The organism is uncultured Solobacterium sp., from assembly GCF_963517755.1.
GTDB lineage: Bacteria > Bacillota_I > Bacilli_A > Erysipelotrichales > Erysipelotrichaceae > Bulleidia.
In genome coordinates this window covers 88292-104308 of the sequence record NZ_CAUQGG010000005.1, presented here as the reverse complement: position 1 = coordinate 104308, position 16017 = coordinate 88292, and the positions used below count along the sequence as shown (strand labels likewise).

The 16017-nt window shown below is 36.1% G+C and carries 13 protein-coding genes and 1 other annotated feature; of the genes, 12 read left to right on the top strand and 1 reads right to left on the bottom strand.

Going from position 1 to position 16017, the window contains the following annotated elements; translation table 11 throughout:
* Positions 1–20: 20 nt before the first annotated feature.
* Genes RWM19_RS04465 through RWM19_RS04455 form a run of 3 tightly spaced genes read left to right on the top strand, consistent with a single transcriptional unit; the run spans position 21 to position 2334 of the window.
* Positions 21–1631, top strand: a complete 1611-nt coding sequence (locus tag RWM19_RS04465) for a putative manganese-dependent inorganic diphosphatase (protein ID WP_313984190.1) — start codon at positions 21–23, stop codon at positions 1629–1631.
* A gap of 27 nt (positions 1632–1658) precedes the next feature.
* Positions 1659–2219, top strand: coding sequence for a phenylalanine--tRNA ligase beta subunit-related protein (locus tag RWM19_RS04460; RefSeq protein ID WP_313984187.1), 561 nt, complete (start codon positions 1659–1661; stop codon positions 2217–2219).
* Positions 2188–2334 carry a hypothetical protein gene (locus tag RWM19_RS04455; protein ID WP_313984184.1) on the top strand — a complete coding sequence of 49 codons (147 nt, stop codon included), beginning with the start codon at positions 2188–2190 and terminating at the stop codon, positions 2332–2334. The genes RWM19_RS04460 and RWM19_RS04455 overlap by 32 nt, the downstream gene beginning before the upstream one ends.
* 94 nt (positions 2335–2428) lie before the next feature.
* Here RWM19_RS04455 and RWM19_RS04450 read toward each other — a convergent pair whose 3' ends face one another.
* Complete coding sequence (locus RWM19_RS04450) at positions 2429–2875, bottom strand: hypothetical protein (RefSeq protein WP_313984181.1); 447 nt, start codon at positions 2873–2875, stop codon at positions 2429–2431.
* A gap of 297 nt (positions 2876–3172) precedes the next feature.
* On the opposite strand from RWM19_RS04450, the gene trxB reads away from it, so the two are divergent.
* The 9 genes from trxB to RWM19_RS04405 all read left to right on the top strand — a co-directional run bounded on the left by trxB (position 3173) and on the right by RWM19_RS04405 (position 15937).
* The gene (gene trxB, locus RWM19_RS04445) at positions 3173–4072 is read left to right on the top strand and encodes a thioredoxin-disulfide reductase (RefSeq protein WP_313984178.1); all 900 of its coding nucleotides are present in this window, start codon (positions 3173–3175) and stop codon (positions 4070–4072) included.
* Positions 4073–4144: 72 nt separating this feature from the next.
* Positions 4145–4849 (top strand): HAD-IA family hydrolase, encoded by a 705-nt coding sequence (locus RWM19_RS04440; protein WP_313984176.1) that lies wholly within the window; start codon positions 4145–4147, stop codon positions 4847–4849.
* Between the two features lie 66 nt (positions 4850–4915).
* The gene (gene bcp, locus RWM19_RS04435; protein ID WP_313984173.1) at positions 4916–5368 is read left to right on the top strand and encodes a thioredoxin-dependent thiol peroxidase; all 453 of its coding nucleotides are present in this window, start codon (positions 4916–4918) and stop codon (positions 5366–5368) included.
* Between the two features lie 110 nt (positions 5369–5478).
* Positions 5479–7785 (top strand): FAD-dependent oxidoreductase, encoded by a 2307-nt coding sequence (locus tag RWM19_RS04430; protein ID WP_313984170.1) that lies wholly within the window; start codon positions 5479–5481, stop codon positions 7783–7785.
* A gap of 82 nt (positions 7786–7867) precedes the next feature.
* The gene (locus tag RWM19_RS04425) at positions 7868–8443 is read left to right on the top strand and encodes a hypothetical protein (RefSeq protein WP_313984168.1); all 576 of its coding nucleotides are present in this window, start codon (positions 7868–7870) and stop codon (positions 8441–8443) included.
* Position 8444: 1 nt separating this feature from the next.
* Entirely contained in the window at positions 8445–9056 is a 612-nt protein-coding gene (locus RWM19_RS04420; RefSeq protein ID WP_313984165.1) for a hypothetical protein, read from the top strand.
* Between the two features lie 344 nt (positions 9057–9400).
* Positions 9401–11605 (top strand): anaerobic ribonucleoside-triphosphate reductase, encoded by a 2205-nt coding sequence (nrdD, locus tag RWM19_RS04415; protein WP_313984163.1) that lies wholly within the window; start codon positions 9401–9403, stop codon positions 11603–11605.
* A gap of 339 nt (positions 11606–11944) precedes the next feature.
* Complete coding sequence (locus RWM19_RS04410) at positions 11945–13867, top strand: Cna B-type domain-containing protein (protein ID WP_313984160.1); 1923 nt, start codon at positions 11945–11947, stop codon at positions 13865–13867.
* 147 nt (positions 13868–14014) lie between these two features.
* Positions 14015–14249, top strand: a binding site (T-box leader).
* Positions 14250–14329: 80 nt separating this feature from the next.
* The gene (locus RWM19_RS04405) at positions 14330–15937 is read left to right on the top strand and encodes an ABC transporter substrate-binding protein (protein WP_294023148.1); all 1608 of its coding nucleotides are present in this window, start codon (positions 14330–14332) and stop codon (positions 15935–15937) included.
* The last annotated feature ends 80 nt before the right edge of the window (positions 15938–16017 follow it).

Genomic DNA, 16017 nt, shown 5'->3' with positions numbered 1-16017 from the left:
ATTAGAAAGTTGGGTAAATAATGAAACCATTCTATGTGACAGGGCATATGAATCCAGATTGTGATGCAATCGTATCCGCAATCGCCTATGCTCATCTGAAACAACAACTAGGGCAAGATGCTATCGCATGTGCTTTAGGCAAGGCAAAGAGTGAAACACAGTATTTATTACAGAAGTTTGGTTTTGAACATCCTAAGCTAATCCATACAGCTAGATGTATGTTATCGGAGATAGAGAAGGATGAACCATTACTTGCAGGCCCAGATTTAACAATGAAGGAAGCGTTAGACCTTATTTTATCTCGTAAAAATAAAGGTATTTTCATCGTTGATGAAAAAGAAAGACTTTTAGGATTGCTATCTGTTTCTGACTTAACAAAGCTTTGGGCAGAAAGTGGAAAGTCTTTGAAAGACTTGATAAGTACAGCTACTTTAACCAATATTGCAAGAGTATTGAAAGGTAAGTATTATTGTGAATCGAAACAGTATCATCCAAGTGGTATTGTACAGATTATGCCTTCCATGTCTGATAAGCCAGAAGTATATAAGAATTCTATTGTAATTGTACGTAATAATCCAGATATTCAACGCTTTGTAATTGAGGCGGGTGCAGCTTTAGTGGTTGTATCTGGCGAAGATTGGATAGATGAAGTTACTTTATCCTATGCAAAAGAAAAGGGTGTATCCATGTTGCATACGGATTACTCCGTTATTGAATGTTCACGTTTGATTTATCAAACACCATCTGTCAAATCAGTTATGACAACAGATGTAATGACATTCCAAGAAACAGAGTATGTAGATGAAGTAAGTGATCATATTGCCAAGACGCGTTATCGTACCTATCCTGTTTTGGATAAAGACGGTAGAGTTGTAGGAGCTATCTCACGCTATCACTTATTCCATTATGAAAAGAAGAAGTTTATCCTCGTTGACCATAATGAAGCGATGCAATCTGTACGTGATTTAGAGTTTGGTGAAGTGGTTGAAATTGTTGATCATCATCGTATGGGTGGTATCGAGACGGTGACACCAATTAATATCGTTGCACGTACGGTAGGAAGTACAGCCGCAATCATTACAGGCTTATATAAGTCATCGCATATTAAATTGTCAAAGAATCTTGCAGGTATTCTTCTTGGTGCTGCTATTAACGATACGATGTGCTTGCAGTCACCAACAACTACAACTTTTGATCATGAAATGGTGAAGTATCTAGAAGAAGTTTCTGGTACAAAAGCTATCGACTTATATCAAGAGATGTTGGATGCTTCAGATTCTGTCACAAATAAGACTAATGTAGAACTGCTATATAATGATTTTAAAGAATTTAGAATTAGTGGCACAAGAATTGCCATTGCACAGGTGCAATGTAAGAAAGATGATTACTTTGCAATCAAAGATCACTTCCATGCATTCATGGAAGAAACAGCAGAGTCACAACATTATGATTTAGTATTAACACTGTTTACTGATCCTATGGGATCAGGATCCTACTTTTTAGCGGCAGGGAAGAAGTCGAATATTGTTGGAGATGCTTTTGGTGATATACTCAACAAAGAACATTTTGGAAAGGGTATTGTATCTCGCAAGAAACAAGTATTACCTATTATTATCGATACTTTAAAGTGATATACTGAAGTGTAAGAGGTGATAATCATGAGAAAGTTTATTGTAGATAAAGGCTTTTGGGAGATATTTCCAGAAGCTAATATTGCGGTATTAGCTGTAAAGAATGTTCAAGAGGCTATTCATTTAGATGATGAAAAGGCTGCTGAAATCAAAGTACTATTAGATGGCGCAAATGAAGCTGCTAAGAAATATTTGACTAGTGATGTAATTTCTGAAAATGCAGTTGTAAAAACATGGCGCGAAGCATATTCTAAATTCCCTACAAAGAAGGGTGCACGTTGTTCGATTGAAGCTTTACTAAAACGTGTATTGCATGGTACGCCAGTTGGCTCTATCGCACCTACTGTTGATATTACAAATGCAATATCATTAAAGTATGCATTCCCAATTGGTGCTGAGAATATGGAAGCCTTCAAGGGAGATTTACACTTAGGTATTATGAAAGGTGGAGAAGACTTCTGGCCAATTGGTTCAGATAAATCAGAACCACCGTTAGCAGGTGAAATTGCATACTATGATGAAGAGGGTGTTATCTGTCGTTGCTGGAACTGGCGCGATGGAATGTGTAGAACCAAACCGTGTGGCTGAATTACAAGAAGCTATCGATGAACTGGCAGATCTTTTAACACAGTATGTTGGTGCTGAAGTAATCAATAAGCAGATTATCAATATCAACACAAAAGAGACAATGATTCAAGAATAAACAAAATGCGCACTCTATCAAGAGGCGCATTTTTTGTTTATATGTGTATAAGAAAAGAGATGATATCCATATATCATCTCTAGCATTAACTATTTTATTTTCCTGAGTTTGAAGACATGTAGTCAGACCAGATTGTGTTTAATTTTTCTATCTGTTCATCTGTTACAGAGTAAACTACAACATCTCCACCTAACTTTTGAACTCTCATGTAGCCATTGTAGTAAAGAGTAACGTTATATGTACTTTCCTTGTCAGCTACTTCAACACCGAATGCTGTATCCTTTTGATTGAAAGAAACCTTGTCTTTAACAACTTTTGTTGAAAGTGTCTTTAATTCATCAGCAATTGCGTTAACTACATCCTTTTGGTCTGTAATTGTTTCGCGTTGAATGTCAGATTCTGGATCAACATAGATAACGGAAACCTTTGTTGGTTCCTTTGTTAATTTCTCGGAAATGCTCTTAGTAGATAATGCGCTTGCACCACAGCCAGCTAAGAATAATAAACCAGCTAATACGATTGTGCCTAATGTCTTTTTCATCTTAATCCCTCCAAATATACTGATAAGAAACATACATAAGAATATAACATATATTTTATAAAAAAAGATATGTTTTTTATCATGCTACTCAATGATAATATAAAGAAAATAAAACTAACAGAAGAATTATATTGAAAAGATTATATAATTGTTAATTTATGATAATAGAATGTAAAATTTACACGATAGTTTACAATAAATGAAAAAGTTTACGTATAAAAGATTGGGCATATATTTTGTGTTATTTTGCGCAGAGGTATAAAGTTTAGTTGTATAAAATATAAAAGGAGTTAAATTATGATTGATGTGATTATTATAGGTGCAGGTACAGCTGGTCTTTCAGCGGCCATTTATGTACAAAGAGCAGGGAAGAAAGCTTTAGTTTTGGAGGAGTCTACATATGGTGGACAAATCATTAATACTGCAGATATTGAGAATTATCCAGGTATCAAGCATATTTCTGGTTTTGATTTTGCGACAGATTTATTTAACCAAGCAAAAGATTTAGGTACAACTTTTGCATTTGAAGGTGTAGTAAAGATTGAAAATCGTGAGGATGAAAAGGTTGTCTATACTGCCAAGAATGAATATCATGCAAAGGCTATTATTATTGCGACTGGCATGAAACGTAGAGAACTCGGAATTGACCGTGAAAAGGAACTGACGGGGAAGGGCGTATCTTATTGTGCAATTTGTGATGGAATGTTCTTTAGAGGAAAAGATGTAGCTGTAACTGGAGGTGGAAATGTTGCAGTTGAAGATGTGGAATACTTAACACGTTACTGCAATCGTGTATATATTATTCATCGTCGTGATGAATTCCGTGCAGATGAAGCTGAGGTTGTAAAACTTAACGGTAAAGAAAACCTTGTAAAGGTAATGAATAGTACGGTTACAAAACTGAACGGAGACGACCGTCTACAATCCATTGAAGTGACGGATAAAAATACTGGTGAAGTAAAGACACTAAATGTGGATGCACTATTTGTCGCAATTGGACAAATTCCTATGAATCAGATTTTCTCTGAAATTGTTGAATTGGATGAATATGGATTCATTAAGGCTGATGAAGAATGTCGTACATCTGTTAAAGGTATTTACGCTGCAGGAGATTGCCGTGTAAAGAGTGTTCGTCAGTTAACGACGGCTGCCAGTGATGGCGCTATCGCTGGTTTGAATGCATGTAATAATATATAAAGAATATTACAAGATATATTCCTCTGTTAGTATTGATAAGTGGTATAATAGTACTAACAAGAGGTAGGTATAATGAATCAGATAAAATGTATATTTTTTGATTTAGGCTGGACCCTTCTAGAACCATGCAGCGGTGATTGGAATTTGAATCAAAAATTCTATGAACTATTTCCTCGAGAGAAAATTTCGAGACTCGACCAAAATGTATGGCAACATGCATACAACACAGCGTATTTACCATTTATTGAAAATCCGACAATGAGAAGTGAGCAGGAACAGATTGAAAGATTAACTCGTTTCTATCTAACACTATTTGATCAAGCAAAGTTAGGTGGAACGTTCCAACATGCAGTAACTTTGGCAGTTGATGCAGTAGAAAATCTTGCAACAATGAATTTGATACCAAGTTCCTTGGAAACACTGAAAACATTAAAGGATGCAGGTTATCGTATTGGAATTATTTCTGATACATGGCCATATATTGAAAGACGTATCCATGCATTCAAATTAGATGAATATATTGACCAATATACGTTTAGTTATGAATTGGGTGTTTTAAAACCGGATGTACATATGTTTCAAGATGCATTAGAAAAAGCAGGATTTAAACCTGAGGAGTGTATTTTTGTTGATGATCAGTTAAGGAATCTTAAAGCTGCAGAATCTATGGGAATCCATCCGGTACAAATCGTTTATCATGAGGGTGTTGAAACTGGAGAATATCCAACGATTTATAAGCCAAGTGATATTCTGAATTTACTAAAACAATATCAATAAGCATATTCAAGGCTTTAAATTCCATTATGTATTATCATTGAAATATAGAACTGGGAGATATGAAAAATGTTAAATGTCGGAGTAAAAGCACCAGATTTTAAATTACCAGATCAAAATGGTGTAGAGCATACACTTTCTGAGTATAAAGGTAAAAAGGTAATTCTCTATTTTTATCCAAAGGATAATACATCCGGTTGTACAGCAGAAGCTTGTAACTTCCGTGATCGTCTTCCTCAGATTCAAGAAAAGGGTGCAGTCGTATTAGGTATTTCTAAGGATAGTGTAAAGTCACACAAGAAGTTTGAAAGTAACTATGATTTACCATTTACGTTGTTATCTGATGAAAGTACAGAGACTATTCAGGCATATGATGTTTGGGTAGAAAAGTCGATGTATGGTCGCAAATATATGGGAATTGAACGTTCTACATACTTAATTGATGAACAGGGTATTATCATCAAAACTTTCCAAAAAGTTAAGGCTACAAGCCATGTAGAAGATGTTGTTAAACAATTATAAAATTTTTAAACTGCCGATGGGCAGTTTTTTAATATTTCATTAGCAAAAAAATAAGAAGTAAGATACTATATGATTAGGGTATTTGTTAAAAAATACACACGGAGGGAAAAATGAAGAATTACGTGAAGTTAGGACTCAGTTCTTTGATGGCTATTTCACTTGTTGCATGTTCACCAGGCAACAAAGAAGATAGTGCAAAGAAAAAAGAAAATGTAAAGGTAACTTACAAGGAAGGTACATATACAGGTACTGGCACAGGTTATAATGGGCCTATCAACTTATCAGTTACATTTACAAAGGATGGTATTTCCGAAATTGATTATAGTGATAATAAAGAAACAAATCATATCGGAACACCAGCATTTGATTATTTAGTAGCAGATGCGAAGGAAGCAAATGGTGCTGGCATTGATGTTGTTTCGGGTGCTACATTTACTTCAATCGGCTTCAAGAATGCGTTAATTGATGCAGCAAAACAAGCAGAAGCTAATGATTTAGATGGTTTTAAGAAGAATACAGTAGAACATAAAGCTGGTGAAGCAATCGAAAAGACAACTGATGTTGTTGTAGTAGGTGCTGGTGGTGCTGGTATGGCTACAGCAGTTCAGTCTGCACAGAATGGTAACTCAGTAGTTGTATTAGAAGTTAACTCTGAGATTGGTGGTAATACAGTAGCTTCTGGTGGACAGTTCCAGTCTGCACAGCCTTACTTAGTTTGGGATCCAGCTGATCCAGATGCGACAACAGGTGTTTACAAGGGTGTTACATACAATAAAGTACATAACGCTACTGGTAACATCAAGGTATTAAAGGAAATCCTTAACTGGAATGAAAATGAATTCGATAGTAAGTACTTTGATAAAACACCATTTGTAGCAGGTGATATTGAAACATTGTCACATGCTGGTGTACATGCAGAATACTTAAGCACACTAAAAGAATTGAAGAGTGAGATTCAGGCTTACTTGAACTGGGCACAGCCACAGTTAGATGCAGGTAAGGCTGAAGGTGAAATCACATTATTCTCAACTCCAAATCTACATATCTTCCAGACATACTATGGTGGATTAAGACCAAATGCTGAAAAGACTTCATGGATCTATGGTTCATATGATCTTGTTAAGCAGTTTGTTGAAGGCGGACAAGACCTTAAGGGTTGGTTAGAAGATCAGGGCGCAATCTTTGATAACTCTATTCAGCCAATTATTGTAGGTGCTTTATGGAACCGTGAAAATGACTTCAAGGGAAGTGATCTTAATGGTGATGGAACACCAGATCCAGATGGAAAGAATGTAAAGGGTAAGACAGTTTGGAATACATACTTTGCAACAACTAAGAAGACATTACTTGAAACAGCTGCTAACCATGCAGACAACGAAATCATGTTACGTACAAAGGTGACAGAACTTATCACAGATAAGGATGGAAAAGTAGTTGGTGTTAAGGGTGAGCAGTACGATGGAACTCCAGTTACAATCCATGCTAAGAAGGGTGTAGTACTCGCAACTGGTGGATACGCTGCAGATATCAAGCGCGTTATGGAAACAAATGACTACTGGGCAGATGGAGATATCACAACAAATACACGTACAACAAACCGTTCTTCATTAGTAGGTTCTGGTATTGATATGGCAGAAGCAGTAGGCGCTGCTACAACAGGTATGGGCTTTACACAGATGATGCCTATCTCTTGGGTAGATAATGGAAATCTCGCATTTGGTGGTGGACACTATGCAATCTATATCAACCCTACAACTGGTAAGCGTTTCGTTAACGAAACTGGTGAACGTGACGTATTATCACTTGCTGAATTTGAAAACGGTGTAAGCTTCAATGGTACAAATGGAACAATTATGGATATTGCAAACTCCAACCAATTAGTTCCTGGTCCATATCCTTATGGAACACCAAAGGATGAAGATCTAACACTTTGGGAAAGTGATGTTGAAAATAGACAGTACACAAGAACTGTTGATCAGTTAGGTGAGTTATTCAAGCAATTAGGCTTTGAATGCACACAAGAAGAAGTTATCAATACAATCAAGGAATACGATATGGCATTGATGACAGGTACAGAAAACACATTGAACCCAACAAAGACAGGTTGGACAACATTAATTGGTACAGCTGAAAAGGATGAAAACGGTAAGTATATCGTTGATACTTATAAGCTTGATGGCGTTAAGTTAAAGATTAGAATACTAGCTCCATCTACACACCATACAATGGGTGGTGTAACAGTTGATGCACAGCGTCACGTATTAGATAAAGATGGCAAGATCATCAAGGGTCTATACGCTGCTGGTGAAGTAACTGGTGGTATCCATGGTGGTAACCGTTTAGGTGGTAATGCGATTGTCGAAATCTTCGTTTCAGGTCGTACAGCTGCTGATACTATCGTTGCGGACAACAAGTAAAACATGCTTAGAAAGAGGTTTGAGAGACCTCTTTCTTTTTATTTCTCTATTCATGGTATAATCGCTAAGAAGGGGTATTATTATGCGTAAGATATTTACATTTCTTTCGGTAGTATTTATAGCTATAGCAGTATATATTGCCTATGGGACATTTCAATCTGCACAACAGTTTGAAAGGGACTCTATTCAACGTGCTAATCAAGCAAATGCATTATCACAACAGATTGCAGATGCACAAGCATTACAACAAGAAACATCTTCAGAAGAGTATGCAAAACTTGAAACGATGTTTAATGCTGGAAATGCAGTAGCACAAGCACAGACACAGGCTTTGCAAGATCAAACAGATACTGTAAGTTCAGAATTACAGACATCGATGCAGACATATATTGTTGCTGGTGATAATACGAATTTCTTGTCTATATGGTATCCGATAGATGGTGCATATACATGGTCATTTGCACCAACGTTTATATTCTCGGGTTCAAGTCAAAAAGTGATTTGGATTTTAAGCGATGGAGTGAACATGCTTGCATGGGTACAGGGCTATTATGATGTTAGTACAAATCATTTCTCGAATCTTGTTCTAAATTACAGTCAATATGGAAATCCAAATGGTAGGGAACTGAAAGGAAGTTCTGTGGAGGCTTGGTATTAATATGAAAAGACTAGCTAGTTTTGTTATATGTTTGTTATGTGCACTTATCATGGTAGTTACTCTTTTTCTGAGTTGGCAGTGGGGTAATCGTAAAAATGTTCAATGGCTATCTCAATTAGATGAGATAGAAGGATTGAAGAATCAATTGGCACAAATACCGTCAGGATATGTAAATGGTTTTGGGGAAAGCGATACAATTTACACTTCCTCTAAACGATTGTCCTCAGATACTGCAATGATGGATCAACTTTGGACAACTGCCTTTGTTTGGAATTCACCAGAAGAATATGCAACGCAAAGATCAAGTATAATTTCCACATACAACTTAAAAACAGATACACAGTTTTTTGTGGAGGGAATGAAAGATCCAGCAAGTATTACAGATGGATCAAATCCTACTTTTGAAATCCTATCAGATATGAAGTATCTTAAGCAGGATGTACAACTTGTAACAATAAAAGATGATGTATATCGCTACTTTGTGCGAATTAGTTATTATACTGCAAATCATCGTTCTGAAACGCCATATCGTTTCTGCTATATCTTCTGCGATATTGACGCAAATCAACAAATCACCAACTTGGAATATTATTCTTCAAAGGGTTGGGAATAAGCAAAATGAATCTATCCTATAGGGATGGATTTTTTTCAAGATATTATGATGTAAGGAATTTTACAAATTGTGAAAGTAAAGTATACTCGTTTTCATGGTAGTTTGTAATTTTGATAGGGTGGATTTAATTGGCATGATAATTACAAAAATATTTTTGATGAAAAATTATTACATTTTTAAAAAGTCCTTTATAGATGCGGACTTTTTAAAATGAAAGTTTTTAGGCATATTTTTTGATGTGATTTTCATAATAATGATGCTTGTATTTCATCTGGTGAGAGGGTATTATTCTTGTATACGAAATAATAGTTGGAAATGCAACTATTTTTATATGGAGGAGTAAAATGAACGTAATTAAGCGTAGTGGTGAAGAACTCGCATTCGATGTATCGAAGATTGAAAATGCGATTACAAAGGCAAATAACGCGACAGATTTGTCACACCGTACAACAGCGGAAGTAATCCATGATATTACAGAACGTGTTTCTAACAAGTGCAAATCTCTAAAGAGATCTGTATCTGTTGAAGAAATTCAAGATATGGTTGAAAACGAATTAATGAAGGCTCAAGTTTTCCAAGTGGCACATAACTATATTACATATCGTTATGAACGTGCTTTAGTTCGTAAGGCAAATACTACAGACCAAAAGATTCTTTCTTTATTAGAAAGAAACAATGAAGAAGCAAAACAAGAAAACTCCAATAAAAATCCAACTGTAAATAGTACACAACGTGACTACATGGCGGGTGAAGTTTCTAAAGATATTACAAAGCGTTTTTTATTACCTCAAGATATCTATGAAGCACATGAAAAAGGTATTATTCATTTCCATGACTCAGATTACTTTGCACAACCGATGTATAACTGTTGTTTAGTCAATCTAGAGGACATGTTACAGAATGGAACAGTTATTTCAGGTACAGCAATTGAAAAACCTCATAGTTTTGCGACTGCTTGTAATATTGCGACGCAAATTATTGCGCAAGTAGCTTCAAACCAATATGGTGGACAGACAATTACACTATCTCATCTTGCGCCATTTGTTGAAATATCACGTCAAAAGCATCGTCGTAATGTAGCGGAAGAATTAGCTGTAGCAGGTATTGAAGTTGATAATGACAAGGTTAATGCACTTGCGGAATTGCGTGTACGCAAAGAAATTACAACGGGTGTACAGACAATTCAGTATCAAATCATTACACTGATGACTACAAATGGACAGGCACCTTTCGTAACAGTGTTTATGTATCTAGATGAAGTGGAAGCTGGTCAGACAAGAGATGACCTTGCGCTTATCATCGAAGAGATGCTCAAGCAAAGAATGACAGGTGTTAAGAACGAAAAAGGCATCTATATTACACCAGCATTCCCTAAACTTATCTATGCATTAGATGAAGATAATGTATATGAAGATAGTAAGTATTACTACTTGACGAAACTTGCGGCTGAATGTACTGCGAAGAGAATGGTACCTGACTATATCTCTGCTAAAGTAATGAAGAACCTTAAGAACGGTGATGTATATCCATGTATGGGATGTCGTTCCTTCTTAACAGTAGATCGTTTTACAGATAAAGATTTAGGAAATATTGCAGAAGCAGAGAACTATGATCGTAACCACCATAAATACTATGGAAGATTTAATCAGGGTGTTGTAACAATTAACTTAGTTGACGTGGCATGTTCTTCAAAGGGTAATGAAGAAGAATTCTGGAAAATCTTTGATGAAAGATTAAATCTCTGCTATAGAGCATTGATGATTCGTCATAAGAGATTGCTTGGAACACCATCTGATGTAGCACCTATCTTATGGCAATATGGTGCGATTGCTCGTTTGAAGAAGGGTGAGGTTATTGATAAACTATTGTTTAATGGATATAGCACAATTTCATTAGGCTATGGTGGCCTATATGAGTGTGTACACTACATGACTGGTACATCTCATACAACAGAGAAGGGCAAAGAGTTTGGTATGCGTGTAATGCAGCACTTGAATGATGCTTGCAACAAATGGAAGTCTGAAACAAATATTGACTTCTCCGTATATGGAACACCGATGGAATCTACAACATACAAGTTTGCAAAGTGTCTACAAGAGCGTTTTGGAATAATTAAGGGTGTTACAGACCGCGCGTATATTACAAATAGTTATCATGTACACGTTGCTGAAGATATCAATGCATTTGATAAGCTAACGTTAGAATCTGACTTCCAACAGTTATCTCCAGGTGGCGCAATCAGCTATGTAGAAGTTCCGAATATGCAAAATAACATTCCTGCAGTACTTGCACTTATGAAGCATATCTACAATACTATTACATACGCTGAATTGAATACAAAGAGTGACTATTGCCAAGTATGTGGATATGATGGCGAAATTAGTATCATCGAAGATGAGCACCATAAGTTAATTTGGAAGTGTCCATGTTGCGGTAATACAGATCAAACAAAGATGAACGTAGCACGTCGTACTTGTGGTTATATTGGAACACAATTCTGGAACCAAGGAAGAACACAAGAAATCAAAGAGCGCGTACTACACCTATAAGAAATGAGAGGATGTGCATTGCATATCCTTTTTTGTGTGATGAAAATGTCATAAACCTAATGTAAATTACAACAGAAATATAGTTGATATTATTAATAGTTTCTTAAATTGTTAATGTAAACATATAGGGTTATCATAATGGAAAGATGTAAATGGCTATATTGTATGCTTAGATTTAATGAGTAGAAAACTCTATGAAAAGTATCGGTATAGCCATATATATTGGAAACTCAAAGGGATGTAGGTTAGTATAACAAGTTACACATAAAAGTGGATAGAATCTATTCGTTGGTTGTCGTAATACTCTTTGGGAGAATGACGATTATGGGAGATGGGAAAATGGAGAGAAAGAAGTTTTTTCGGTATGTATTATCAGTAGTAATGATGTTTACTTTGTTATTTCAAGGTATCATGTGGCGTGTTTCTGCGGCTGGTCCTGCTAGACAAGTTCCATCTACAGTCACTTCATTTGAGATACAGAATAGTTCTGGCCAAACTGTGAATAGCGTATGGTATACAGAGCGCTTCTTAATGAAGTTGGATTGGGATGCTAGTGGAACACAATTACAGGCTGGTGATTATTTTGATATTGATTTACCGCAAACAATGAAGTTTCCATCAGATACAACAACTTATGATTTCAATGTTATGAGCGATGATGGAACAGCAGTAATCGCAACGGCACATATTACACCTGGTCCGGGGGATGTAGGTGGTAAAGTTCGTCTAACATTTACAAACTGGGTAACAGGTAGAACAGATGTTAGGGGAAATATAAAGATTGCATCGAAGTTTTTGTATACATCTTTATTGGTCAATCAGAATAATACATTTTCAGTTTCTGTAAATGGTCAAGTTGTAAATAAAATTATTAGATTAGATGGCCCAACACCTTTAGATAATGACGAGGTTCTTAAGAAGAGCGGTGAGGGAGTACCGGGTACTACAGATCAAGCTTTATGGAAAGTACGTATCAATTACAAGAAAGCAACTTTGACAAATGTTGTGATTACGGACCATTTAACAGGTGGTAATGGTACAGAGACGTATATTCCTGGTAGCTTTGAATTATATAGTGTAGATTACTCAACTCTTGGAGAAGCAAGTAATCCTGTTGCGGTAAGTTTAGCTGGAAAAATTACATTTGGTGCAGATAACAGAAGCTTTACAATCAATCTCGGTACAATAAATGCTACACAATATCGTCTAATATATAAGACAACATATACACCAGATACTAGATTAACAAATCATGTAGATCTTACATCGACTGAGCAAAATGGTGGAGATAGTGGGTATTATCAAACACTTAGTTCAAGTGGTACAGCAACAGGAAACTTGGCTAATAAAATCAAGCTGATTAAAGTGGATGCGGAAGATAATGCGACTCGTTTAGCGAATGCGGTATTTACTGTAACTAGACCAGATGGCACTACATTTGAACTAACTACAGGTGCGGATGGTACAGTTACTTCAGCTGCACTCCCTGTTGGAACATATAAAGTGAAAGAAAGAGTGGCCCCCCAAGGATATGAATTGAATGAGGATGAATATACGTTACAGGTAACTGCTACAGATGGTGCGATACAGACTATAAAAGATAATCCTATCAAGATTGATGTTGCAACAAAGAAGAAATGGATAGGACCAGAAGGTACTTCAGTAACGATTCATCTATATGCTGATAATGTAGATACGGGGAAAACAGTTGTATTGAATGCAGCGAATAACTGGTCGGATACATTTGTTGACTTGAGAAAATATCAACCAGGAACAACTACTGAAATTAACTACACGGTTCTAGAAGATGCTGTTTTAAATTACGATTCTGTAGTGACTGGAAGTATGGTAGGTGGTTATACAATCACAAATACAAATACTGAAATAAGATCGATTGATGTAGAGAAAAAGTGGGTTGGGCAACCGGCAACATCTATTACAGTTAAACTTCTTGCAGATGGTTCTATCAAAGATACAATCACAATCACATCTGCTGATAACTGGAGACATACATTTGCAAATCTACCAAAATATGATGCAAACGATGGACACGAAATTATCTATACAATTGATGAAGATAGAATTGCTGGATATACGACAAGTATAACTGGCGATGTACAAACAGGCTTCACAATTACAAACTTTAAGGAGACACCAAAGACAGCGGATTACTTTAATCCAATGATGTATACAACTCTTATGGTAATTTCTCTTTCAATCATGATTATGGTAATGGCTAAAAAGAAAACAGCAACAAGTTAAGAAAAAATTGGAAACTTAAAAACGCTATTAAATACGTACGATATAGGTTGATAAATACAATTCTATAAAGTATTTGAAAGAAAATTTTAGCAAATGAAAATTATTTTGTTTGACAGATAACAATATATGCATTAAAGTAGTTCACATACAAAAGCAATGAAGAGAAAAGTAGTTACTTTAACACTTCTTAGAGAGTTCGGTTAGGTGAAAGCGAACAAGTTAATGAGTAATGAAAATGGTCTTGGAGCTGTTGTGTCGATAAGTAGGCATGACCGGGCATTCCCGTTATAGGATTAGAGTATGTTGGTACTCGATGAGGTTGTTTCAGTGATGAAACAATAAAACAAGGTGGTAACACGTGATGATATATCCCGTCCTTGCAGTATACGAATGTATATTGTGATGACGGGATTTTTTGTATAGTACTTTACGCCAACACGATAAAGGTACAGGGAGGAAAAGATGAGTAAATTTATTAAAAAGTTTGCAGTAATTGCAACAACAATTTCCTTGCTTGCAGGATGCAGTGCAGGAAAGTCCAGCTCTACAGCTGAAACAACAACTGAGAAGAAAGTATTACGCTTCGGACAAGCCAATGCAGGAACAGGCTTAGACATGCAGATTAGTACATCTTCTGGTGCTGCTTCGATTGCAGATGAAGTAACTGAGTCACTCTTACGTTTCGATGATAACAATGAAGAAGAACCAGTATTGATTGAAGATTTCCCAAAGGTTTCTGAAGATGGAAAAGTATATTCCTTTACATTAAAGAAGGGTGTTTACTTCACAGATGGTACAGAACTACATTCATCAGATGTTAAGTATACCTTTGAACGTATGTTTACACCTGCTACAGGAGCCAAGTCAACAACATACTTCTCAATGATTGCAGGTGCGAAAGACATGCTTGCAGGAAATGCTACAGAGCTTTCTGGATTTGAAATCGTTGATGATTATCACTTCAACATCACACTAGATTATGCATTCGCTCCTTTTGTTAAGAACTTAGGAACTTCATATGCAAATATTTTCCCAGAGAAAGCAACAAAGGAAGCAGGTGCTGCTTGGGGTACAGGTACAAACCTCATTGGTACAGGCCCATACAAGATTCAATCAAACGATGATACAACAGAAGTAGTACTCGTTAAGAATGAAAAGTATCACGGTGGTGATGTAAATCTTGATGAACTACATTTCCTTTACTATGATGATGCACAGACAAAGTTAATTGCTTATGAAAATGGTGATATTGATTTAGCAGATTTACCTGCAAGTTTATTAGAACAATATCAATCTTCTCATAGTGATGAAATTCATACATATCATCCATTAGGAACATCATTCATCTCACTAAATCTCAAGAGTGAATATATCTCTGATGTAAATGTACGTAAGGCAATCTCCCTCGCTATCAACCGTGAAGAATTAGTTAAGACAATTCTTGCGGGTGCTGGTATTCCTGCAACATCATTCTTGAACAACCAGATCCCTGGTCATGATGATTCAAGAAAGGTATTAGAATACAATCCTGAAGCTGCTAAGAAGTTATTAGCTGAAGCAGGTTACAGCAATGGAATCTCACTGACAGCTGAAATTCGTGAAGCAGATAAGACAGTATTTGATGCATTACAAGGTTATTTAGCTGAAGTTGGTATCCAGTTAACATTGAATATTGTTGATAACGCTACATGGAACTCTGATCGTGCTGCAGGTAACCTTGCATTAACAGGCATGACTTGGAATGCGTTATATCCAGATGGTGACTTCCAAATGTATAACTACTTCTACTCAAAGAACTCTGTAAATCGTGGTGTGTTCTATGATAACCCAGCGTATGATGCAGCGTTAGATAAGGGTAGAGCTTCTACAGACGAAAAAGAACGTGCAGAATTATATAAAGAAGCAGATAAGATTCTTACATTCGACGACTATGCATGCATACCTCTATACTATCCACAGAGCCAATTCATTGCGAAGTCATACGTTAAGAACTTTACAGTAGGTAACTTAATCTACCACTTCTGGAATGCAGATATTGATGCACAAGCAGCAGCAAAAGAACAAAAGTAAAAAACATTAGGATAGCAGTCTGTGTGTGATGATTCCATACACACAGACTGTATTTCTGTTATTGATGAAAGGATATAGGC

What these genes read in the sequence shown, in the direction of transcription:
- RWM19_RS04465 (WP_313984190.1), top strand. Translation starts at nt 21, where the DNA reads ATGAAACCATTCTATGTGACAGGGCATATGAATCCAGATTGTGATGCA.
- RWM19_RS04460 (WP_313984187.1), top strand. Translation starts at nt 1,659, where the DNA reads ATGAGAAAGTTTATTGTAGATAAAGGCTTTTGGGAGATATTTCCAGAA.
- RWM19_RS04455 (WP_313984184.1), top strand. Translation starts at nt 2,188, where the DNA reads ATGGAATGTGTAGAACCAAACCGTGTGGCTGAATTACAAGAAGCTATC.
- RWM19_RS04450 (WP_313984181.1), bottom strand. Translation starts at nt 2,875, where the DNA reads ATGAAAAAGACATTAGGCACAATCGTATTAGCTGGTTTATTATTCTTA.
- trxB (WP_313984178.1), top strand. Translation starts at nt 3,173, where the DNA reads ATGATTGATGTGATTATTATAGGTGCAGGTACAGCTGGTCTTTCAGCG.
- RWM19_RS04440 (WP_313984176.1), top strand. Translation starts at nt 4,145, where the DNA reads ATGAATCAGATAAAATGTATATTTTTTGATTTAGGCTGGACCCTTCTA.
- bcp (WP_313984173.1), top strand. Translation starts at nt 4,916, where the DNA reads ATGTTAAATGTCGGAGTAAAAGCACCAGATTTTAAATTACCAGATCAA.
- RWM19_RS04430 (WP_313984170.1), top strand. Translation starts at nt 5,479, where the DNA reads ATGAAGAATTACGTGAAGTTAGGACTCAGTTCTTTGATGGCTATTTCA.
- RWM19_RS04425 (WP_313984168.1), top strand. Translation starts at nt 7,868, where the DNA reads ATGCGTAAGATATTTACATTTCTTTCGGTAGTATTTATAGCTATAGCA.
- RWM19_RS04420 (WP_313984165.1), top strand. Translation starts at nt 8,445, where the DNA reads ATGAAAAGACTAGCTAGTTTTGTTATATGTTTGTTATGTGCACTTATC.
- nrdD (WP_313984163.1), top strand. Translation starts at nt 9,401, where the DNA reads ATGAACGTAATTAAGCGTAGTGGTGAAGAACTCGCATTCGATGTATCG.
- RWM19_RS04410 (WP_313984160.1), top strand. Translation starts at nt 11,945, where the DNA reads ATGGAGAGAAAGAAGTTTTTTCGGTATGTATTATCAGTAGTAATGATG.
- RWM19_RS04405 (WP_294023148.1), top strand. Translation starts at nt 14,330, where the DNA reads ATGAGTAAATTTATTAAAAAGTTTGCAGTAATTGCAACAACAATTTCC.